At 58.2% G+C, this 14680-nt stretch carries 12 protein-coding genes; 3 read left to right on the top strand and 9 right to left on the bottom strand.

What is annotated here, in order from left to right; all coding sequences use genetic code 11:
- Positions 1–205: 205 nt before the first annotated feature.
- Positions 206–532 carry a hypothetical protein gene (locus AC0V6L_RS04160; protein ID WP_486153137.1) on the top strand — a complete coding sequence of 109 codons (327 nt, stop codon included), beginning with the start codon at positions 206–208 and terminating at the stop codon, positions 530–532.
- Between the two features lie 108 nt (positions 533–640).
- Here AC0V6L_RS04160 and AC0V6L_RS04155 read toward each other — a convergent pair whose 3' ends face one another.
- Entirely contained in the window at positions 641–1711 is a 1071-nt protein-coding gene (locus tag AC0V6L_RS04155) for a serine hydrolase (RefSeq protein WP_486148465.1), read from the bottom strand.
- A 301-nt stretch (positions 1712–2012) separates the two neighbouring features.
- On the opposite strand from AC0V6L_RS04155, the gene AC0V6L_RS04150 reads away from it, so the two are divergent.
- Positions 2013–4376 carry a DUF305 domain-containing protein gene (locus AC0V6L_RS04150; RefSeq protein ID WP_486153136.1) on the top strand — a complete coding sequence of 788 codons (2364 nt, stop codon included), beginning with the start codon at positions 2013–2015 and terminating at the stop codon, positions 4374–4376.
- Positions 4377–4482: 106 nt separating this feature from the next.
- Here AC0V6L_RS04150 and AC0V6L_RS04145 read toward each other — a convergent pair whose 3' ends face one another.
- The 5 genes from AC0V6L_RS04145 to AC0V6L_RS04125 all read right to left on the bottom strand — a co-directional run bounded on the left by AC0V6L_RS04145 (position 4483) and on the right by AC0V6L_RS04125 (position 10820).
- Positions 4483–6327 carry a DUF885 domain-containing protein gene (locus AC0V6L_RS04145; RefSeq protein ID WP_486153135.1) on the bottom strand — a complete coding sequence of 615 codons (1845 nt, stop codon included), beginning with the start codon at positions 6325–6327 and terminating at the stop codon, positions 4483–4485.
- A gap of 160 nt (positions 6328–6487) precedes the next feature.
- On the bottom strand, positions 6488–8146 hold the full coding sequence (groL, locus tag AC0V6L_RS04140) for a chaperonin GroEL (protein WP_486153134.1): 1659 nt from the start codon (positions 8144–8146) through the stop codon (positions 6488–6490).
- A gap of 122 nt (positions 8147–8268) precedes the next feature.
- Entirely contained in the window at positions 8269–8556 is a 288-nt protein-coding gene (gene groES, locus AC0V6L_RS04135) for a co-chaperone GroES (RefSeq protein ID WP_486153133.1), read from the bottom strand.
- 128 nt (positions 8557–8684) lie between these two features.
- Positions 8685–10076: an MATE family efflux transporter gene (locus tag AC0V6L_RS04130; RefSeq protein WP_486153132.1), complete on the bottom strand. Its 1392-nt coding sequence runs from the start codon at positions 10074–10076 to the stop codon at positions 8685–8687.
- A gap of 57 nt (positions 10077–10133) precedes the next feature.
- Positions 10134–10820 carry a hypothetical protein gene (locus AC0V6L_RS04125; protein WP_486153131.1) on the bottom strand — a complete coding sequence of 229 codons (687 nt, stop codon included), beginning with the start codon at positions 10818–10820 and terminating at the stop codon, positions 10134–10136.
- 14 nt (positions 10821–10834) lie between these two features.
- Here AC0V6L_RS04125 and AC0V6L_RS04120 point away from each other — a divergent pair, with 14 nt between their 5' ends.
- Complete coding sequence (locus AC0V6L_RS04120; RefSeq protein WP_486148454.1) at positions 10835–11920, top strand: transporter; 1086 nt, start codon at positions 10835–10837, stop codon at positions 11918–11920.
- A 221-nt stretch (positions 11921–12141) separates the two neighbouring features.
- Here the strand turns inward: AC0V6L_RS04120 and rplL are convergent, their stop codons facing one another.
- The 3 genes from rplL to AC0V6L_RS04105 form a co-directional block, all read right to left on the bottom strand.
- On the bottom strand, positions 12142–12519 hold the full coding sequence (gene rplL, locus AC0V6L_RS04115; protein WP_486148452.1) for a 50S ribosomal protein L7/L12: 378 nt from the start codon (positions 12517–12519) through the stop codon (positions 12142–12144).
- 86 nt (positions 12520–12605) lie between these two features.
- Positions 12606–13121: a 50S ribosomal protein L10 gene (rplJ, locus tag AC0V6L_RS04110; RefSeq protein WP_486153130.1), complete on the bottom strand. Its 516-nt coding sequence runs from the start codon at positions 13119–13121 to the stop codon at positions 12606–12608.
- 288 nt (positions 13122–13409) lie between these two features.
- Complete coding sequence (locus AC0V6L_RS04105; RefSeq protein ID WP_486153129.1) at positions 13410–14612, bottom strand: hypothetical protein; 1203 nt, start codon at positions 14610–14612, stop codon at positions 13410–13412.
- Positions 14613–14680: the final 68 nt, after the last annotated feature.

Genomic DNA, 14680 nt, shown 5'->3' with positions numbered 1-14680 from the left:
CCCCTTGCCAAGCCGATATGTTCAAACTTGTAAAATCAGGCCGAAATGAGGCGTAATTGAGGCGAAAGCGGCCGAACCTGCCTTATTTGACTTGCCTTGCCACATTCTTGCCATTATCTAGGGTGCAAGTCGGGGGTCAAAAGCCGGCTGACGCGGGGGTTTTGAAAATGCCTGCGTAACAAAACGCTGAATAAGGATTACTATTATGCGTAAGATCGTTCTTGCCGCTGCTGTGGCTACCTCGGCTCTTGGCCTTGCTGCTTGCGGCGAAACCGCTGAAAAAGCTGGCGAAACTGCTGATGCAATGGCTGCAGACGCTGGTTCAATCGCTGACGATGCAACCGCTGCTGCCGAAGACGGCGCTGCTGCTGTAGGCGACGCTGCTTCTGACGGCGCTGCTGCCGTAGGCGATGCTGCTTCTGACGGTGCTGCTGCTGTTGAAGGCGCTGCTGCTGATGGCACCGCTGCTGTCGAAGGCGCTGTTGAAGCTGCTGGCGACAAAGCTGAAGAAATGATGGCTGGCGACGAGTAGTCGTTTAAGCCTCAGCCCGCTCTGCCGGTCTGAAATAGAAAAGGCGGTGCCAGATCGGCGCCGCCTTTTTTGTTGCGTGATCCAGTCGCCTCTTAAAGGCCCTAGAGCTTACCCGCCATTGCGCGGCGCAGGGGCCCAATTGCGAGTGGGGTCGCGGTACAATCCGGCTTTGGCGGAAAACCCGTTATACAAAGCGCGCGTGATCTCTGCGATGCGTGCATCACGCTTGGCGCGCGCGGCGCGCTTGTTGCGCGATTCGTCGGAAAGGCTGGTGCTTTGCCCGGTGACATAGATCGCCGCCACAATTGCGCGGCCATCTGCGAGGCGGAAAATGCCGATATCGCTGGCGGTGCGGCTAAGCGTGCCGGTTTTGTGCGCAAGCGCTGCGGCCTGCGGCAGAGCCGCGTTCATCCGGCGGCGGCCTGTGGTTGTCTCTTCCATCGCGCCGATCAGCAGATTGCGGCTGTTCACGCTAAGCCAGCGGCCCTGATAAATCCCGGCAAGCAATTGCCCCATCGCCCGCGGACTGGCCGAATCGCGCGGATCAATCCATTCAACCGGATCAAATTCGCCATCATCGCGCACCAATGTCGCAATATCGCGCGACAGCTCAAATTCGTTAAGCCCCGCCTGACGCATCCACGCATTCACCGCCGAAGGCCCGCCGACAACGCGCAGCAGAGCATCGGTGCAGCTGTTGCAGCTTTTGCTGATCATCAGGCTGATGAGTTCATGCGCGGGGACATAATTGCCCGTGCGCACGGGCGCGCGCTCGCTCGAATATTTCTTGGAGCGCACCGGGATCAGCAGCGGATATTCGCTCGACAGGCTGAAACGGCCCTGATCGACGCCGGCAAGGAATGTCGCCGCGACTGCCACTTTGCTGGTGGACGCCATGGGAAAGCGTTGATCGCCCAGCACGGAAACTTCTTCGCCTGATGCCAGATCAACTGCATAGACCCCGATCCGGCCCAGATTGCCATCGGCCAATTCGGCGACGCGCTGTTCAAACGAGCTTTCGTAAATCGCCTCAAACGATTGCGGCTCGCGCATTTCGGTGCCCAAAGCGAGGTCAAAGCTGGCTTCGAGATCATTGCTCTGCGCGGCGGCAGGCGCTGAAAACAAGGCGAGCGAGGCGGCCAAAGCGGCGATGAAGGGGGTGCGAGAGAAAATAGCCATAGGGGCGTTGTTACAGTGTTCCGGTTTCCAAGGACTGAATGAACATCTGTAGGTGCGCACGATTCGTCGCGGCAAGCGCTCATTTCACCGACTGCGGCGAGATGTGCGCCTGCTACGGTTAATCCCCTAACTGGCCCGCGAAAGTGCGCTTTTCTCAACACACTGGGCGCAATTAGCGCGCGAATTGCTTTTACTGGCACAATCAGAGCGATTTGTGGCCCGGTTGTGCCCGGTTTGCACTTGACTGGCGCGGTGAGACGGGCAGTTTCCCAGGCAATACGCAGTTAACAGGACCACCCTTATGACGCCTCTTATCACCAATCGCACTTCGCTGCGCGCAACGCGCATCGCTTTTTCCGCTCTGATGCTTGGCACCTCTGGCCTTGCGCTCGCCCAGACCGCGCCCATCGTGCAGCCCGGCGCGCCCGGTCAGGATAGCAAAACCCTGACGGCGACAGAGGCAAGCCAACTGGCCGGTTCCAAATACACCGATGCCGATGTGATGTTCATGCAAGGCATGATCGTGCACCACAGTCAGGCGGTCGATATGGCCGAGCTGGCTGCGGATCGCACCAATAATGAAGATGTCATCGCGATTGCCGGACGCATTCTGTCGAGCCAGGCGGATGAAATCGTCTTCATGAACAACTGGCTGGATGAACGCGGCGAAAAAATGGTCATGGCCGGAAATCATCAAGGGATGGATCATTCCAAGATGGACCATTCCAAACACGCCATGGTCGATCATTCGCAAATGGCAGGCATGGCCACCCCTGCGCAGATGAAGGCTTTGGCAAAGGCAAAAGGCACCGAGTTTGATTCCCAGTTTCTCACTTTGATGATCGCCCATCACGAAGGCGCGATTGATATGGTCGAAGAATTGCTGCGCCAGCCCGGCAGCGCCTCTGACCCCATCCTGTTCCGCTTCGTCGGCGATATTGAAAACGACCAGCAGGCCGAAATTGAACGCATGGATGTTTTGCTCGCAGGGCTTTCCACCGATCCGCGCGCTGGACTGAAAGCAGGCTTTGCCGATGCAGAAGAGGCGATTTCGAACCTGCGCAAAGTTGTCAGCCTGCCCAAGCCTGCCGGTTTCTTCGATCCCGATAACCCGGCCGATCTGCGCGTGCCTGTACCCCCGCGCGAAAAAGAAGAGGCAGACGCAGGCAGCGAAGATGCCGCCAAAGCCGCCGTCGATGCGGTTCTGGCTGCCGCGCAAAAAGCAGCCGCTGATGCGCTTGCGGCTGCCGCTGGTGACACGCCCGAACGCGGCGAAGAGGAAGGCGAAAGCCTCACGCAGTTTGCCGAAAGATCACCCCTGCTTGATTTTGCCAACACCGATATGGCGTTCTTTGGCGACATCATGGTGGCCGGCGGCTATCACGGGTTCAACATCTACAAACTGGTCGAAGATGGCGCGCCGCAATTGATGAGCTCGGTTGTCTGCCCCGGCGGGCAGGGCGATGTCTCTGTTGTCGGCGACATCCTGATTATGAGCGTTGAACAAACGCGCGGGCGCGTGGATTGCGGCCTGCAAGGGGTCGAAGGCGATGTGAGCGAAGAGCGTTTCCGCGGGCTTCGTATCTTTGACATTTCAGATCTTGCCGCTGTGCGTCAGGTTGGTCAGGTGCAAACCTGCCGGGGCAGCCACACCCATTCCATCGTCAGCGCCGATGATGAAAAGATCATCGTCTACAATTCGGGCACCAGCCGCGTGCGCAAAACCGAAGAGCTGGCCCGCTGCATCGACAATCCGGTTGACACGCGCACCGCTTTGTTCAGCATTGACGTGATCGAAATCCCGCTGGCCGATCCGTCAAAATCGCGCATCACCAGCAGCCCGCGTGTGTTCGCAGACGGGGCAACGGGCGAAATTGCCGGTCTCTGGAAAGGCGGCGAAAGCGAAGATGGCGCGCAATACACCCGCCAGACCAATCAGTGCCACGACATCACCGTGTTCCCGTCGCTGAAAATCGCAGCGGGCGCGTGTTCGGGCAATGGGATCATCATGGACATCTCAGATCCCTATAACCCGGTGCGCACCGATTCTGTGTTCGATAAAGGCTTTGCCTATTGGCATTCGGCCACATTCAACAATGACGGCACCAAAGTGATCTTCACCGATGAATGGGGCGGAGGCGGCCGCCCGCGCTGCAAGGCGTCTGATCCGATGACCTGGGGCGCCAATGCGATTTACGACATTGTCGATGGCAAGCTGGAATTTCGCAGCCATTACAAAATGCCAGGGCCCCAATCCGAGCATGAAAACTGCGTTGCGCATAATGGGTCGATCATCCCTGTGCCGGGACGCGATATCTTTGTGCAAAGCTGGTATCAGGGCGGCATCAGCGTGATGGATTTCACCGACAGTTCTGCGCCCAAGGAAATCGCTTTCTTTGATCGCGGTCCCATCAGCGAAGAGCAGTTGGTGGTGGGCGGTTTCTGGTCGTCTTACTGGTATAATGGCCGCATTTACGGCACCGAGATCACGCGCGGTGTCGATGTGTTCGCGCTTGAACCCAGCGAGCATCTGACCGCAGAGGAAATCGCAGCGGCAGAAAGCGCGAGCTATGCCAACACCCGCTTTAACCCGCAGACCCAAACGCAGGTAACCTGGGATGAAGCGGTGATCGAAGCTGCCGAGCAAAGCCGCAAAGGCGGGTAAACGCGTCCAAGCCGTTCTGCCTTTGGGCGATAAAAAAGGGCCGGGAAAGCATCGCGCTGTCCCGGCCCTTTTGTTTGGGCTTTTTGTTTGGCTTACCGCGCCCTTGCTAAGCCGCTTTCACCGCTGCAATCCAGTTGTCGACCATTGTCTCAAGGATCGGCAAAGGCACCGCCCCGCCGCCCAGAACCGTGTCGTGAAAGCCGCGAATGTCGAAATCATCGCCCAGCTCCTCTTCGGCTTTCGCGCGCAATTCCTGAATGCGGATCATGCCGATCTTGTACGATGTCGCTTGGCCCGGAAGCACGAAATAACGCTGCACTTCTGAGCGGGCGACCGTTTCGGGATTGGGCGAATTTTCGAGGCAATAGGCGACCGCCTCATCCTCGGTCCAACCCTTGGCGTGGATGCCGGTATCGACCACCAGCCGGATCGCGCGCCACATTTCCGATTGCAGGCGGCCAAAGTCGGAATAGGGGTCTTCATATCCGCCCATCTCTTTGGCCAGCGCCTCGCTATACAGCGCCCAGCCTTCGCCATAGGCGGGCAGAAAGCCGCCTTGCGCGCGGAATTTGGGTACGCCTTCCAGTTCCTGCGCGATTGAGACCTGCATGTGATGGCCCGGATTGCCTTCGTGATAGGCAATCGCTTCCAAAGGCGGGATCGGCATTGCGCTCATATCGGACAGATGCGCGTAATAGACACCGGGGCGCGATCCATCGGGCGTGCCCGCGCGGTAGTGCTGTGCTGCCCCATCCTGTTCGCGGAAGGGTTCGACCCGGCGCACTTCCAGCTTTGCTTTGGGCAGACGGCCAAAGAATTCCGGCAGGCGCTGCGTCAAAGTGTCGATATGCATGGTCGCACGGTCAATATAATCCTGCGCGCCCGCTTCGTCTTGCGAGAAGAAGAATTGCGGATCTTCCCGCGTGAACACGAAAAATTCGGGCAATGTCCCTTCGAACCCGGTGTTCTGCATGATCGCTTCCATCTCGCCTCTGATGCGCGCAACTTCGGCAAGGCCCAGATCGTGAATTTCATCAGCGGTGAGATCGGTTGTCGTCATCTGGCTGAGGCTGAAAGCGTAGAAATCATCGCCATTGGGAAGGCTGGTCACGCCTTGCGCGATTTCGGCTGTGTTCTCGATATCCTGGGTGAACCAATCGATGGTCCGCTGATAAGCAGGCGCAAGCGTTTCGGTGAGAGCGGTGCGCGCTTCTTCGCGCAATTCTTCGGACCGCTCTGCCGTGATGGTGCCATCCTCGACCAGTTTGGCCAGATGCCCTTCGGTCCCGGCCCAAAGGGCTGATGGTTCGCCATCGTCGCCAAAGGGCGCGCCTGAGATAATCTTCTGCGATTCGGCAATTACCGCATCATAGGCAAAGCGCGGCGGGCGCGTGCCCGCTTCGGCATTGGTCTGAGCCAGAGTGAGCGCCTGATCCATCGCGGTGCCAATCCCTGCAAGCCGCGCGATAAAGGCTTCCATATCGCTTTCGCTTTCAACCGTGTGCTGGCTCAGCAGAAAGCTGGGCAGACCCGTGTGCAATCCGCCCATCTGGTGCAGGATATATTGCTGATCCATAAAGTCGCGCGATTTGATCGCTTGCTCGGCGCGGTATTTGAACATGTCATAGGAAATCTGATCCTGCGCTGACAGTTCGTCATAATCGAAATTCGCTTCCATATCGGCGAGCGCCTGCGTCCACCAAGTGATCTGTTCCAGCTGCGCTTCGCGGCTGATATCGTCGATTTTGTCGTAATTGGTTTTCATCCCCAATGCGGTTTGGCGGATGGGGGAAAATTCCAGCTCCTCTTCGAACTTGGTCTCAAACCAGTCATTCAGGCATTCGCCCTGAGTGGTGGCGCATTCGATTGTTGCAGCGGCCGGCCCCATCAATCCCTCGCACCCGGTCAAAGCCACTGAAGCCAGCAATATGGCGGCAAATTTGGTTTTCATCTCATGTCCTTTATTGCCGCGCATCTTGGTGCGCAGCTTTTTGCAATGCACAGCCTCATGCGGGAGGATCGCGCAGCTGCCAAGCCGCTTTGCCACAAAAAACCCCGCCGGATCGCTCCGACGGGGCCTTTATTGTTAGCGTTAGTAAGCTTGGTCTGGCTTAGAAGCCGCCCATGCCTCCCATTCCGCCCATGCCGCCCATATCGGGCATGGCAGGCGCGCCGCCGGCTGCTTTGTCTTCCGGCGCATCGGTGATCGCTGCTTCGGTGGTGATCAGCAGGCCAGCGACCGATGCTGCGTCCTGCAACGCGGTGCGCACAACCTTGGTCGGGTCGATCACGCCGGCTTCGACGAGGTTTTCATAAACATCGGTTGCCGCGTTGAAACCTTGGGTCTCATCGCCTTCGCGCAGCAGATTGCCGGAAACAACCGCACCGTCATGGCCCGCATTTTCAGCGATCTGGCGAACCGGTGCCAGGATCGCACGGCGGACAATGTCCATGCCGCGGGTCTGGTCGTCATTGTCGCCTTTGACACCGTCGAGCACTTTGGATGCGTACAGCAGTGCTGTGCCGCCGCCGGGGACGATGCCTTCTTCAACGGCTGCGCGGGTTGCGTGCAGCGCATCGTCGACGCGGTCCTTGCGCTCTTTCACTTCAACTTCCGAAGCGCCGCCAACTTTGATCACGGCAACACCGCCAGCCAGTTTCGCGAGGCGTTCCTGGAGTTTTTCGCGGTCATAATCAGAGGTTGTGGCTTCCATCTGGGCCTTGATCTCACCGACGCGGGCTTTGATGTCTTCTTCCGAGCCTGCACCGTCGACAATCGTGGTGTTGTCTTTGTCGATGGTGACGCGCTTGGCTTCGCCGAGCATGCCCAATGTGACGTTTTCAAGCTTGATGCCGAGATCTTCAGACACCATTTCGCCTTTGGTCAGGATCGAGATATCTTGCAGCATCGCTTTGCGGCGATCGCCAAAGCCGGGGGCTTTGACAGCAGCAACTTTGAGGCCGCCGCGCAGCTTGTTCACAACCAGAGTGGCAAGCGCTTCGCCTTCGATGTCTTCTGCGATGATCAGCAGCGGACGACCCGATTGCACAGCCGCTTCGAGGACCGGCAGCATAGCTTGCAGGTTCGAAAGCTTCTTCTCGTGGATGAGGATGTACGGGTTTTCCAGCTCAACCGTCATCTTGTCGGGGTTGGTGATGAAGTAGGGTGAGAGGTAACCGCGGTCGAACTGCATGCCCTCGACAACGTCCAGCTCAAATTCGAGGCCCTTGGCTTCTTCGACGGTGATGACGCCTTCTTTGCCGACCTTTTCCATGGCTTCAGCGATTTTCTCGCCAACTTCTTTATCGCCATTGGCCGAGATCACGCCAACCTGCGCGACTTCGGATGAACCGGCGACTTCTTTGGAACGGGCAACCAGGTCCGCGGTGACTTTCGCAACCGCTGCATCAATGCCGCGCTTCAGATCCATCGGGTTCATGCCCGCTGCAACCGCTGTCATGCCTTCGCGAATGATCGCCTGGCCCAGAACGGTGGCAGTGGTGGTGCCGTCGCCTGCAAGATCGTTCGTTTTCGAAGCGACCTCTTTGAGCATTTGCGCGCCCATATTTTCGAACTTGTCTGTCAGTTCGATTTCTTTGGCAACGGTCACGCCGTCTTTGGTGATGCGCGGCGCGCCAAAGCTTTTGTCGATGACAACATTGCGACCTTTGGGGCCGAGTGTCACTTTGACAGCATTTGCGAGCGTATCGACGCCCTTAAGAATGCCTTCGCGGGCATCGCGGCCGAACTTTACGTCCTTAGCAGCCATGGGATATTCTCCATTTTTGTCATCCCAGCGAAAGCTGGGATCGGGTTGTTCTTGGTAAAAAGCCGCCGGTCAGATCGGCCAGCGGCCCCAGCTTTCGCTGGGGTGACGATTCACACGGCTAATCAGCCGATCACGCCCATGATGTCGCTTTCTTTCATGATCAGCAGGTCTTCGCCGTCGATCTTGACTTCGGTGCCCGACCATTTGCCGAACAGAACGCGGTCGCCCGCTTTCACATCAAGAGCGATGCGCGCGCCGCTGTCATCGCGGGCGCCTTCGCCTACAGCGACGATTTCGCCTTCGCTGGGCTTTTCTTGTGCTGAATCAGGGATAATGATGCCGCCAGCGGTCTTGGTGTCGGCTTCAATGCGACGGACCACAACGCGGTCGTGCAGAGGACGAAATGCCATAATTTATGACCTTTCTATAAGGGTTGAAACAAGGATTGGCACTCTCCTCGTAAGAGTGCCAGTGCGCGGCATGTGGTTGCGCGGATGGCGCGAGTCAAGCGTGCACCGCCTAAAAATTTTGAAATGATTTAGGTGGGCCGCACGGCCAGCCCCAAATCCTCGCGCCGCATCCAGCGCCAGGTCAGCAGAATGGCGGCAAATAACAATCCCGTGGCCAGGCCAATCCACACGCCGATCCCTTGCAATGGGGTGTAAAAGCCAAGCCCCACTGCGAGGCCAAATCCCGGCACCCAATAGCTGAACACCGCAATCCACATCGGCACGCGGGTATCCTGCAAACCCCTTAGCGAACCCAGCGACACCGCTTGCATCCCATCGACAATCTGGAACGCGGCAGCCCACACCAGATATTGCAGCGCAAAGCCGACAAGGGCTGCGTTTTTGGCCGCATAAGGATCAAGATAAACCGACAACAAAGCATAAGGCGCAAACACCATGGCGCTGGCGGTCAGGGCCATCACGCCGGTGCCCAGGGCAATCGCAACCCACCCGGCCTGCGCGATCCCCTGGGCATCGCGCGCGCCGTAAAAATACCCCACGCGGATGGTCGCGGCCTGGCCCACGCCGAACGGTATCTGAAACGCAAAGGCCGCGATGTTGAGAGCGACGGTGTGCCCGGCCAGTTCGGATGCGCCAAAGCGCCCCATCAAAAATGCAGCCGCACCGAAAATGCCCGCCTCTGCAATCACAGTGAGCGCGATGGGCGTGCCAATAGCGATGATCTCACGAAACTTGGCCCAATCGGGCCGCCACATCTTGCCGAATATCCGGTAGCGGTGCAGCTTTCGGTCAAACCGGATGATCGCGATATAGGCCAGCATTGTCACGCTGGTGGTGATGATGGTCGCAATGCCTGCACCGATCAGCTCCAGCCGGGGCATGCCGAAATTCCCGAAAATCAGCGCGTAATTGCCCAGTGCGTTCACGCCAATACCAAGCGCGGTGATCGCGGTTGCAAAAATGGGCCGGCCAAGGGTGGAGACATAAGTGCGCAGGACATTGCCGATCACCATCGGGATCAGCGACCAGACCACCGCCAGCAGATAGGGAATGGCGAACGCTATCACTTCGGCAGGTTGGCCGGTTGCATGCATGACAGGGATTGTCACCAGCGCGAGCGCCATGCCGCCTGCGCCCGACATAACGGCCAGCCACAAAGCCATGCGCACCGCCCGCCTGACGGGGCGCACCGCATTGGGGTTCTCGCCCAGCTGCGCGGCAATGATGGGCGCAACGGCTGCGGTGAGCGAATTTAACGACCACACAATCAGCCCGAAGATTGCCATCACCAAAGATGACGCCGCCAGCTCCGCTTCCCCCAGCCGCGCGATGAAAATCACATCCACCGCATAGGTCAGCATCTGGAGCATGTTCGCGAGCGCAAGCGGAGCCGCGAGCCATAAAGTGGCCCGTATTTCCCCGCCCCAGCTTGGCGTTTGAAGAGGTTGCGTGTTGCTCATGGTGCGTCTCGCTCACCATCAGGCAAGCCGGCCCGAATAGGCGCGTGCGCGAGTCGGTCAAAGCGCTATTTTGTGAAAGGCTGCTTTATTGCGGAAACTCAACCCGGCCCAGCCCAGCCAACCCGGGCGGGGCGGGTCACTTTGGTTTAAGAAGCAGAGCATTTCGGCAAAAAAGTGGGCGGCTTGGCGCAGGTGGCCGCCCAAGGCCCGGTTTTGCTGGCCAAGCCCCGCGAGCGAAGGTATCGCCCCGCTGTGTTCAGGGCCACTTTCATTTTTGCGTGTTTGGCAATCGTCTCTTCGATGACGGTCCCGTTCGGCTATATGCCCGCCCTCGCGCATGATGGCAGTGTGATCCTGCGCATTTGTGATGGGACCATGCAGGTGCCGGATGAGACACCGGGGCATGAAACGCACCAGCAAGCCGATCACACGCAAGCCTCTCAAACACAGGCCTCTCACACGCAGGCCTCTCCCACACAAATCGCGCATGATGGGCAAAGAGGTCCCCATGCCGAGCATGACGATGGTCCCCACGAAGCGCGCTGTAATTACGCCGTAACGGTGGCTGCGAGCCTGCCCGAAGCCCCGCAAATCGCCCAATGCGCGGTGCAAGAAACCGTAATGCAGCAGTGCAGGCTCGCTGTGCTGACGGCCATATACCCCCCAGAATGCCTCCGGCGACAGGTCCGCCCGCCGCGTAACCAAGACCGATATCCCGCCTTTTTCCGGCAACAGGTTACACAAACAGGACTTTCCCAATGAGACACGCAATTTTTGTTGCGGGTGCCGCTTCGGCACTCGCGCTTTCGACCACGGCTGGCGCGCATGATGCTTATGCAGATGACCATGCGCCTATTGGAGTGATGGCAGATCACGCTCACAAAAAGGGCGAGATCATGTTCTCGTTTCGGGCCATGCACATGGAAATGCAGGGCAATCAGATCGGCACTGACAGCGTTGATCCAGAGACAATCGTCACCACCATACCCAACACCTTTTTCGGCAATCCGATGCAGCCGCCGACCTTGCGGATCGTGCCCACTGAAATGCGCACCGATATGTATATGCTGGGCATGATGTATGCTCCATCCGATGCTGTCACTTTGATGGTGATGGGCAATTACATCGAAAAGGAAATGGAACACATCACTTTCCAGGGCGGGATGGGCACAGATCGCCTCGGCACTTTTACGACCAATCCAAAGGCATTGGGCGACACAAAGGTTGCTGCGCTGTTTCCTCTGCTTGGCATTCCTGATGCAACCGATGATGTGAGGAATGAGCTGACGTTAAAGGCAGGGGTCAGCCTGCCGACAGGCTCAATCAGCCAGACAGACGATATTCTCACACCCATGGGAGGAACGCCCACTGTCAGGGTTCCCTATATGATGCAAACCGGCACGGGCACATGGGATCTTGAACCGGCGCTGACTTTCAAGGCACGCAGGGGCAAGATCGGATTTGGCGCGCAGGCGTCCGGCTCGATTAGGCTAGGCGATAATGATGCAGGCTATGCCTTTGGCGATGTCTATGAAGGCAGCGCCTGGGTGAGTTACCGGCCTGCCCAATGGGTAAGCCTGTCTGGCCGCGTGCGCGCGCGGACCACGGGCCGGATCGAAGGGTTTGATGCGAATATTATGGGGCCTGTTCAAACCGCCAATCCCGACTTTCAAGGCGGCGAGCGCGCCGATCTGATCGGCGGTGCCAATTTCGTTGCCACGCATGGCGCTCTTGCGGGTCACCGGATTGGCATAGAGGTCGGCGCGCCGGTCTATCAGGATCTCAACGGCCCGCAGATGAAAGGCCAGTGGTTTGCCACAATCGGGTGGCAAAAAGCGTTTTGAAGCGGGCGCGGGCGGGCGCACACATTGCGATCCCCCGCACCCCTTCTTGCCCCCTTTTGCCCCCTCTTGCCTGGCCTAAGCGATAAGCTCCAACCCGCGCAATCTGAGTTGGGGCAGGACGGGCGACCAGACCAGCCACAAATGGAAAAGGGCGGCGCCATTGCTGACGCCGCCCCCCATCTGCGAGCGCTTCAAGACACTCGCAAAATTCTAAGCCAAGATTACTTGAGCTCGACGGTGCCGCCGGCTGCTTCGATCTTGCCTTTGATTTCTTCGGCTTCTGCCTTGTTGACAGCTTCTTTGAGAGGCTTGGGCGCGCCTTCGACGAGACCCTTGGCTTCGGTGAGGCCCAGGCCGGTGATGGCGCGGACTTCTTTGATGACCTGAATTTTCTTGCCGCCATCGCCGGTGAGAATGACGTCAAACTCGTCTTTCTCTTCAGCAGCAGCTTCGCCGCCGCCGCCAGCAGCAGGGCCAGCAACTGCAACAGCAGCAGCGGCGCTAACGCCCCACTCTTCTTCGAGCGCTTTGGCCAGTTCAGCTGCCTCAAGGACGGTCAGCTTTGAAAGTTCTTCTACAAGTTTGGCAATATCAGCCATGATGTTTCACTCCAAATTGGCAGGGCGGATAAATGCGCCCCAAATGTTCCGTTTTTTGTACGAATAACGTCTTGTTGTGCGTGCTCTTACGCAGCGTCTTTGGCGCCGTAAGCACCAAACACACGGGCCAGCTTGTTTGCGGGCGCGTTGACGACCTGTGCGATTTTCGTCGCAGGGGCGTTAACAAGGCCAACAATTGTGCCGCGCAGTTCATCAAGGCTCGGCATCGAGGCAAGCGCCTTGATCCCGGCTTCGTCAAGAACCTGCGTGCCCATCGATCCACCGACGATTTCCAGCTTGTCGTTTGACTTGGCAAACTCCACAGCCGCTTTCGCTGCTGCGACCGGGTCAGATGACCAGGCCAAAGCTGTGGGACCAGTGAGAAACTCATCAATCCCGGTGTAATCGGTGTCTTTCAGAGCAAGCTTAGCAAGACGGTTCTTCGCAACCTTATACGTTGCACCGGCATCACGCATCTTTCCGCGCAAGTCAGTGGATTGATCCACCGTCAAACCAAGGTTGCGAGTCACAACGACCACACCAACCTCTTGGAAGGCTGCATTAAGCTGGGCAACCGCATCGGCTTTTTGCGAACGATCCATGCCATACTCCTTACATTATGGCCGCGCTGCATGAGGCTGCGCGACCGGCTCACAGTTCGGTCTGCCGCTAACCGACAAACCAAAGTCCGCTGACAAGGGAAGGAGGGTGCAACCTGCACCAGGGGGCCAGCAAAATTTCTGGCCAGAAATCTCTTTTCCCCGCCTAGGCTGCAAATTAAGAACGGGCAGATCCCGCTCAGCAACTGTCTCGGACGGATGACCACCGTGGCGGCCATTGGGCGCAATTACTTTGCAGCAAGGGAAAGTCAAGCAGAACCTTGCCCGCGTCTATTGTTCGCGGGCGGTGCGAACCTGTTCCAGCCCGTCCAGCCATGCCTGCCATGCGGGGCGTTCGAAACTGTCATCCCAACGCACAAACCCGCTGGTGGCGAGCCATTCCTCAAACCGATCTGCCGCAACCGGCTCGCCTTCATCGCGAATGGGCTGGGCGAAACTTGCGGCAAGCTGCGGCGACCAATCATACAGCTGAAACATTGTGGCGGCGCGCAATTGCGGATCTGTGGCGAATTGCTCGGTGAAAAATTCAAAGAACGCCGCCTGCCTGTTATGCGATCCGCCAATCGACGTTGCCTGCCCTTGCGGCGAATATCCCACCGGACATCCCAGTTCCTGAATGAAGATATCGCGCGTGCCAGCTGCGTCTTTCATGGTCGCAAGATCAGCGGCCCATTGTGTTTCATCTGTCACGGTGAGTTCGCCGCCGAGGCAATAATAATTGAACGTCACCATATCGGCTGCATCGCGCAGCCGTGTCTGCAGGTCCGGGGTGTTCTGGATCGCGCTGAGAGTGAGCGTGATGGTCGCTGCAATTTCGGGCACTTGCGCATTCCAGCGGGCAAAGCCTGCTTCGAAAAATGCGATCGCATCTGTTTGGGCCACCAAACCATCGGCGATGGGCGAATCCACTTCATTGCCGATTGAAATGGCCCAGACATTGCGCTGAACCAATTGCGGGCCGAGCCAGTCAAGAAGATCGGTAAAGGCGCTGACCACTTCATCAGAGGCGAGTGTCAACCCATCGCGCAAGCCATCCGCATCACCCAGATAATCAGGCACCGTCAGCCCTTCGCTGTCGAGCGTGGACAACAGCATGATCACATTCATGCCCTGAAGGTTCGGGTCGGCAAAGGCATCCGCCAAAGCCTGCTCGTCATAAACCCCTTCAGATGTTTCCAGTTCGGACCAGTCGATTTGAACGCGGCCAATCGATGCCCCCGATGCGGCGGCCTCTTGATAAAGACTGTCTGCCAGCGCCGCGCGTTGGGTGTTGAGCGGCTCAAACCCTGTAATCATGCCCAGATGCGGCCCAGCGGCAAGGCGGGGGATGGACGCGGTTACCGGTGCTGGCGGGGATGGGGAAGCCATGGGTGTGGGTGGGGGCGTGGGCGCTGCCATGGATGTGGGCGCGGATGCATCACCATTGCCGCAGCCCAGCAATCCGCAACTTGCAAGTGCAATGGGGGCGATCATCAGTTTGGGTGATTTAGACCTCATCGCCGCACTTTACAGCAAAGGCCCGCCGGCACCAAGGTACCAGC

The sequence above is a fragment of the Erythrobacter sp. JB1-15 genome, from assembly GCF_057365035.1.
Note: the sequence above shows the minus strand (reverse complement) of the source record. Positions and strands in the feature narration are given on the sequence as shown.